Annotated in this window: 4 protein-coding genes; 2 read left to right on the forward strand and 2 right to left on the reverse strand. The window is 49.5% G+C overall.

The features are described from left to right. The first annotated feature begins 97 nt into the window (after window positions 1-97). The gene (locus ACTHS8_RS02175; protein ID WP_440372842.1) at window positions 98-1,504 is read left to right on the forward strand and encodes a surface lipoprotein assembly modifier; all 1,407 of its coding nucleotides are present in this window, start codon (window positions 98-100) and stop codon (window positions 1,502-1,504) included. A 95-nt stretch (window positions 1,505-1,599) separates the two neighbouring features. On the opposite strand, the gene smc is transcribed toward ACTHS8_RS02175, so the two are convergent. Further along, on the reverse strand, window positions 1,600-5,085 hold the full coding sequence (gene smc, locus ACTHS8_RS02180) for a chromosome segregation protein SMC (protein WP_440372843.1): 3,486 nt from the start codon (window positions 5,083-5,085) through the stop codon (window positions 1,600-1,602). 362 nt (window positions 5,086-5,447) lie between these two features. Between smc and ACTHS8_RS02185 the strand changes: the two genes are divergently transcribed. Continuing rightward, a complete protein-coding gene (locus ACTHS8_RS02185; RefSeq protein ID WP_440372844.1) occupies window positions 5,448-6,887 on the forward strand; it encodes a transferrin-binding protein-like solute binding protein in 1,440 nt (479 codons plus the stop codon). Window positions 6,888-6,946: 59 nt separating this feature from the next. Here the strand turns inward: ACTHS8_RS02185 and ACTHS8_RS02190 are convergent, their stop codons facing one another. After that, window positions 6,947-7,741: a thymidylate synthase gene (locus tag ACTHS8_RS02190; protein WP_070591013.1), complete on the reverse strand. Its 795-nt coding sequence runs from the start codon at window positions 7,739-7,741 to the stop codon at window positions 6,947-6,949. Window positions 7,742-8,001: the final 260 nt, after the last annotated feature.

Raw genomic sequence — 8,001 nt, forward strand, 5'->3', positions numbered from 1 at the left:
TTCAACCGTCCGGCATCGCCGGGCGGTTTGTTTTACCAAGAGGCCGTCTGAAAGAATTTTTACCATGTTCAAACGTCCCGAAACGAAATAAAAAAATATGCGCTATCCAACTTTGGCTTTAATCTTATACGCTGCGGTACACTATGCCTCAGCTGCACCAACACCACACGATGAAATTCAGCCCGACCTAAACCATAATCAAATCCGCCAGGCTGAAAAACAAACTCTGAAAGAAGACAATCAGGTTGAGCAACAACAGTTTTCTATGTCATCAGAAGAATTGCTCCAACAACCTGAAATCTTAACCGATGCAATGGATACTGCCCTTGCACACCAAAATATTGACAACATCCGTTTCCTATTGCCACTCTACCGTCGCATGACCGGACACGACGAAACAATGGCTTCCTATGCAGATGCAATTCTTTCCCGTGCAGATGGAAAGTACAAAGTAGCAGAACAGGATTTTCGGAATATCCTTGCCAATCATCCTGACTACTCTCCTGTACGCCTACAATTGGCATTAACCCTTTCACAAGACGGAAAAATGCGTGACGCAGCAAAAGAGTTACAAGAAGTCCGCAAAACTCCCGACCTACCTGAACCAACACTGCAATATTTGAATGAATTTGATAAATTTTTAAAAAAAGATAAATCTTGGAATTTTGACGGTAATATTTCCTACGTTCGAGATAATAATATTGCCCGAACGCCGCGCGAACGTGTGTACGGAGGTTTTGAGTTTGAAGCGCCTCGTACAGCAAACGGTATTGCCTACGATGTTTCTGCACAAAAAAATACTCCGCTCAATGGGCATTGGGTCTGGAAAAAAAACCTGTCTGCCGGTGGCAAGTTCTATTGGGATGCGCATGATTATGATGATTTAACGGTACGTGCTGAAACCGGTGCCGACTGGCGTAATCATACTCAGGAAATCTCCTTATCGCCATTTTATGAAAAGCGCTGGTATGGTACAGAGCCCTACTCCAATACATCAGGCGGTATTTTGCGCTATTCACGTGTGTTATCGCCCAAATGGCAAGTATTTGGCGCATGGCAGTCCGGCTACCGTAAACATAAAGAAAGAAAATTCTTAAACGGCGCAAACCATATTGCCTCTATATCAGCCCTCTATTATCGTAAGAGTGGTGAATATTTCGTATTTGGCGCAGGAAAAGGATACAACAGTGCGCATGACCGTTCTGATGCCTATAAATATGAAAATCTGCGTGCAGGCTGGACAAAAGCATGGGGCAAGTCAGGCAAGCTTGTTACTTCACTCAATACTACTGTACAGTACCGCCGCTATCAGGCAGAAGATATTTTCAATATCAAACGGAATGATCGTGAAACCTACGTCCATTTGTCAGCAGGTCATAAAAAGTTGTCCTGGAAAGGCTTTACTCCGCGCCTGAACTGGGGTTGGACACATGTCCACAGCAATCATTTTTATTACCGTCAAAACCAGCATCGCTTGTTTATTGATATTTCCAAACAATTTTAAAGAGATGGCATATATAAAGAAGGTCGTCTGAAAACCAAATCAGTTTTCAGACGACCTTTTATATTTCACACTTAAATAAAAAACAATCTCTTACCTCAATTCGGCTCTGCCATTTCCAATGCCTGCTTGATGTCCACAGCAACGACGCGCGATACGCCTTTTTCCTGCATGGTGACGCCGACGAGCTGCTCTGCCATTTCCATGGTCAGGCGGTTGTGGGAAATGTAGAGGAACTGGGTTTGCGCCGACATTTCTTTGACCAAGTTGCAGAAACGCGAGGTGTTGGCATCGTCCAGCGGGGCATCGACTTCGTCCAGAAGGCAGAACGGAGCGGGGTTGAGGCTGAACAGGGCGAACACGAGGCTCATGGCGGTGAGGGCTTTTTCGCCGCCGGAGAGGAGGTGGATGGTGCTGTTTTTCTTGCCGGGCGGGCGCGCCATGATGGACACGCCGGCGGTCAAAAGGTCGTCGCCTATCATTTTGAGAGTAGCTTCGCCGCCGCCGAACAGGGTTGGGAAGAAGGTTTGGACTTTGCCGTTGACGGCATCGAAGGTTTCTTTGAAACGCGCTTTGGTTTTGTCGTCGATTTGGGCGATGGCTTCTTCCAAAAGTGCGATGGCGGCCTGCACATCTTCGCTTTGGCTGCGGTAGTAGCCATCGCGTTCGTGCGCTTCTTCAAGTTCTTGCAGGGCGGCAAGGTTGACAGCGCCGAGGGCTTCGATTTGTTGGGTGAGGCTGCCTATGCTGCTGTTCAATACTTTCGGCGATTCTTTTGCCAACGCTTCGAGCGCGTCCAAATCGGCGGCGCGTTCGGTTAGGTTTTGATGGTAGCGTTTGGCGTTGATCAGGGCTTCCTGCTGTTGCAACAGGGCGGTTTGGGTCGCGGCCTGAAGCTGCGGCAGCTGGGTTTGCAGGGTTTGCACTTTAGCGTATTGTTCCCTGCCCTGTTCCTGAATCTGCGCGAGTTTGTCTTGCACGGCGATGTATTCTTCATCCAAAGTTTGTACGGCTTCTGTCAACTCGTCGAGCTTGATGTGCTGCTCATCGTTTTGGAACTCGGTTTCATAGGCAAGGGCAAGCTCTTGCTGGCGTTCCTGCCAATCGAATGTTTGCTGTTCAAGCTGGACAATTTGCTGTTGGTAGTTTTGTTTTTGCTGATTGAGCTTGTGGACGGCAACTTCGGCCAGTCCGTATTGGCGGTTGGCTTCCAACAGGGCAAGCTGCGCCTGTTTCAGACGGCCTTGCTGCTCTTGGCGACTATGTGCGGCGGTTTGCTGTTGGTGTTCAAGTTCGGCAACGGCTTCCTGCAAAGTAGCGATGTCGTCTGAAAGCCCGTCGGACGTGTGTTGCAACACGGTCTGTTCTTCCGCCAACTGCGCCAGTTCGCGCTCGATGTGTTCGCGACGGATTTGCCCTTGGTTGGTACGCGCCAGAAGCTCGGCGGCGCGTTGCTGCGCTTGGCTGTATTGGCGCGTGTGCTGCTGTTGCTGCTGCATCAGGTTTTTATGCTGCACTTCAGACGAGCGCACGGCGACTTCCGCCTGTTTGAACGCGGCTTCGGCGGCGGAAAGTTCGGGGGCGAGGTTGTCCAGTTCGGACGCTATGCCGTCAAGGCGCGCTTTTTGGGCAATCAGGCTTTCCTGCGCGGGTTTGGCATAGAGCAGGACGCTGACTTTGTCGACCTGATGGCCTTCGGGCGTGAGCCAGATTTGATGCGTGCCCAAATCATTTTGATGCGCGAGGGCGTAGCTCAAATCGGGCGCGCACAATACGCCGTCGAGCCAGTGGTGCAATGCCGTCTGAAACGGCGGCTGCGCTTGGATTTGGTTCAGCAATGCCTGTACGGGCAGGGATTTTTTGATGCCTCCGGAGAGGTCGTCTGAAAGCCATGCCGCCTGCCCCTGCGGCAACGGCGCGGGCGGAACGAAGCCTTGCGGCACACTACGGGCGTGCAGACGTTCGGCAAGGATGACAGACAGGGCGTGCTGCCACTCGGCGGGCGCGGTGATGTGTTGCCACAGTTGCGGTGCTGCGGCGTGGTCGGTTGCCTGCCAGAAGTCAGCGGCTTCCTGCTGTTGCGACAGGATTTGCGACAACGCCTGTTGCTGCGCCTGCAAGGTGATGTGTTGCTGCTTCAGGCTTTGGAAGCGGTTTGAGGCCGTCCGAAACGCTTCGCGGGCGGCGTGTAAGGCCTCTTCGGCGGCGATGATTTGCTCTTCGTAATGCTCTTGCTGGCTTTGCAACAAGGCGGCGGCTTCCTGCGCGGCGGCGGTTTCGGCTTCGTCGGGCAGGTTCAGGGCTTGGTTTTCCTGTTTCAGACGACCTTTACGCTCTTCATGCTTGGCAATCGTTTGTTCGGCATGGGCAAGTTGCTGCTGCTTCAACGCCAGTTCGCGGCGGATGCGGTTTGCCTCGTCCTGCTGGGTTTGGAAGGCGGCGTTGAGCGTGGCTTGGGCTTCTTCCAATTCGGGCAGACGCTCTTCGTGTTCGGCAACCTGCATCGCCCATTCCGCCAATTCAGTTTGCTTTTCTTCAACCTGCAACTCGTTTTCTTCCAGCTTGACGCGGATTTGCTGCTGCTCTTGATGGATGCGTTGCAACTGCGCCTGCGCCGCCTGCTTATCGCGTTCGATGCGTTGGTGCAGGTTTTGCTGGTGGCGGATTTGTTCTTCCAAACGGGCAATCTGCTCGCGCAACACACCACGTTTGTTGCTCAATTCATGTACCGCCTGCTGCTGCGCCTGTTCGGCAGTCTGCAAGGCGTATACTTCGTCGTTTAACACCTGAACCTGAGCGGCAGTTTCGTCCTGCTGCGCCTGCAAAGACTGATGTTGCGCGGTCGCCTTGTCGGCGGCGGCAAGCGATTGCTGCCATTGGGCGTAATCGAGCAAATCCTGTTGCTGGTTCAACTGCGCGGTCAGGGATTTGTAGCGTTCGGCGGTTTCGGCTTGTTTTTCCAGCTTTTCCACCTGACGCGCCAACTCGTTCTGCAAATCGCCCAAACGCTGCAAATGCTCGCGCGTGTCTTTCAGACGGCCTTCTGTCTCCTTGCGGCGTTCCTTATATTTGGACACACCCGCCGCTTCTTCGATATAGGCGCGCAACTCCTCCGGCCGCGCTTCGATGATGCGCGAAATCATCCCCTGCTCGATAACGGCATAACCGCGCGCGCCCACGCCCGTCCCCAAGAACAAATCGGTAATGTCGCGGCGGCGCACGATCTGATTGTTGATGAAATAAGTCGATTCGCCCTGCCGCGTCAGCTGCCGCTTGATGCTCACCTCGGCATACTGCCCCCACGCGCCCTGCAAACTGTGGTCGCTATTGTCAAACACCAGCTCCACTGAAGCCCTCGGCGCAGGACGGCGCGTCGCCGCACCGTTAAAAATCACGTCCTGCATACTCTCGCCACGAAGCTGCTTCGCCGAAGCCTCACCCAACACCCAGCGCACCGCGTCAATCACATTCGACTTGCCGCAGCCGTTCGGCCCGATAACCGCAACAAGCTGCCCCGGCACATGAATCGTGGTTGGGTCGGTAAAAGATTTGAAGCCGGAGAGTTTGATGTGGGTAAGGCGCATGGCAATGTTTCGAATCGGAAAAGAAGGCGTATTTTAACGGAAATACGCTTATCCGTTGAGAGAAAAGCATCCATAAAGTCCGACTGCTTTTTTATCTTCAAAAGGCCGTCTGAAAAGTTTGTTAAAAAGAAACAGACTAGCTATCGAACTCACTAAAATATTTAAAATAAATTAATATAAAACAATTACCTAAAAAAACATCTGCCCAACCACCTGCCCTTTGATTAATTTTTGTACAGAAATGCAAACAAACTGTTTATTTTTTTATGATTTATGGTTATTATCGGAAATTAAAGGTTTAAAAATCAGATAAACGATCTCTCCAACCTTTTCATCAAGCGAATAACCATACAGGGAATACCATGTCAAACATTCAAACCAAACTTAAAACCATCGTTTTCACGGCCGTCAGCACAGCCATTTTGTCTGCATGTGGTGGTGGCGGAGGCGGCGGTTCATCTGCTTTAAGCACCGGCGCGACTCCTACCAATAATACCGGCAACTCTGCCGGCAACAATGGCAATTCTGCCAATAACAACAGCAATGCCAACACTCCGAAAGCGCCGTCTACTACGCTTACCAACCATGCCGACAAGCTTGCCGAACTGACCGATGAAGCTCCAATCGATCCGGCCAACGTAACCCAGCCTTTGCACACACATTTCATCTCCTCCAAAGGTGCGCAGCAATCCAACCCTAACGTACAAATCCGCAGAGATGCCGCAGGCAAAATGTTCCAAACGGACAATCAAGACCGCAACCAAAATGGCCTGATCAGTTCTATTGACTTTAACAGCAATGATGAAGTCAAAATGGACGGCGTTGTGTTGTTGAATAAAACCCCAGAAGGAAGTGCAACTCAGCCTACATGGGCAAGCCCTAGCTCCCTTATCGCCAAAGTATATTCAAAAGGCAATACTCAAACTGATGTCAGCGAACAAAAAGGTAAAGAGAAAAATACTGAATTCGCATACGGAAAATCAACTTTGGATGACAGTATTGTTGAAATTTCTAAAAAGTTAAAAGCTGAACAAGAAAAGCTTGAAAAAGAAGAAAATCCAGAAGCTGGCCCAGTTAACAATAAAAAAGTAACTGAGATCAAAGCAAAGATTGAAGAATTAAATACTTTACACGCTAAAAATCTTGAAGTTCGGGCTAAACTAGCAGAAATGAATGAAAAAGCCAGCAAGGATCTAGCTTATTTCCGTCCAAACCAAGATGGCTTAGTTTTTGACAAACAATTCGACGGTGTCTATGTCATCAATTTTGATGACGGTACCCAGATTGTGTTGCATGACCCTTCCGCAGCCGGCTGGACATATCAAACCTTCGCGCATTACACCGACCCTAAAGGACATGTATACCAAGGCTACCAAAGCCTAGGCGATGAAACTGTCTTCACTACTCTGCCTGCAAAAGGTACAGCCACCTACAAAGGTATTTCCACTGCCTATGTGGTTACCGACAATAACAATCGTCAGCTGACTTCCAATGTCATGGCTATCGTTGATTTCGGCCTCAAAGGTGTCCGTTTTGAAACGTCAAACTCACACTTCCATACTTTGGAAAATGGTAAGCGAGTATCCGAAGCAGATAAAAACTACGATTTCAAAGGTACGGCAAGCTGGAAAGACGGCAACCTCTTCTCCGGTAAAGTCAGCACGGCCGATGACAAGTTAAGCGGTAATCTGAACGGCAAATTCTACGGCCCAAATGCTGCAGAAATTGGCGGCACTTACGGCTTGAAAAACAAAGATGCAACCGAACACTTAATCGGTGGCTATGGCGCGAAACGTCAATAAACCTGCCTAAACAAAAGGCCGTCTGAAGTTTCAGACGGCCTTTTTATTTTCAACTTGGATTACACCGATACGGCTGCTTTGATGTGCGGATGCGGATCATAGCCTTCCAACTCAAAGTCTTCAAATTTGAAGGCAAACAAATCTTTGACTTCAGGGTTGATTTTCATGGTTGGCAGGTTTCGGAAATCGCGGCTTAATTGCAGCTGGGCCTGCTCGATATGGTTGCTGTACAAATGCGCATCGCCAAACGTATGGATAAATTCACCGGCTTCCAAGCCGCACACTTGCGCCATCATCATGGTCAACAATGCGTAGCTGGCGATGTTGAACGGTACGCCAAGGAAAATATCGGCGCTGCGTTGATAAAGCTGGCAGGACAGTTTGCCGTTGGCAACGTAAAACTGAAACAGCGCATGGCAAGGCGGCAAGGCCATTTCGTCGACCAAAGCCGGATTCCATGCCGATACAATCAGACGGCGTGAGTCGGGATTTTTCTTGATTTGTTCCACCACATTGGCAATTTGGTCGATATGGCGGCCGTCGGGTGCAGGCCAGCTGCGCCATTGGTAGCCGTAAACCGGGCCCAAATCGCCGTTTTCATCCGCCCATTCGTCCCAAATGGAAACGTTGTTGTCTTTCAGGTATTTGATGTTGGTATCGCCTTTGAGAAACCAAAGCAGCTCATGAATAATCGAGCGCAGATGCAGTTTTTTGGTGGTCAACAGCGGAAAGCCTTCACTCAAATCAAAACGCATTTGGTAACCGAACACGGAACGTGTACCGGTGCCGGTACGGTCGGATTTGTCGATACCATTGTCGAGAACATGGCGCATAAGGTCGTGATAGGCTTTCATGTGTTTCCTTAGTGTATGTGTTGTGGGAATTTCGTGTGTATTGTACCGAATTTTCAGACGGCCTGCCTCTCTGTCTTCAATGGGGCGACCTTCCCTATATTCGCGTAATACACTCATTAACAATGTTGACAATTTAGCACTAATTTACACAAATTTTGAGCTAAATTAAATTTTTACAAAAAATTTTTCAACATTTTCTAGTTTAATTACTTAGCACTTTATTTTTAATATAATTTATTTTATAAAATATTTTTAGATAT

Source organism: Neisseria sp. P0016.S008 (genome assembly GCF_051957775.1).
Taxonomy (GTDB): Bacteria; Pseudomonadota; Gammaproteobacteria; order Burkholderiales; family Neisseriaceae; genus Neisseria; species Neisseria flavescens_B.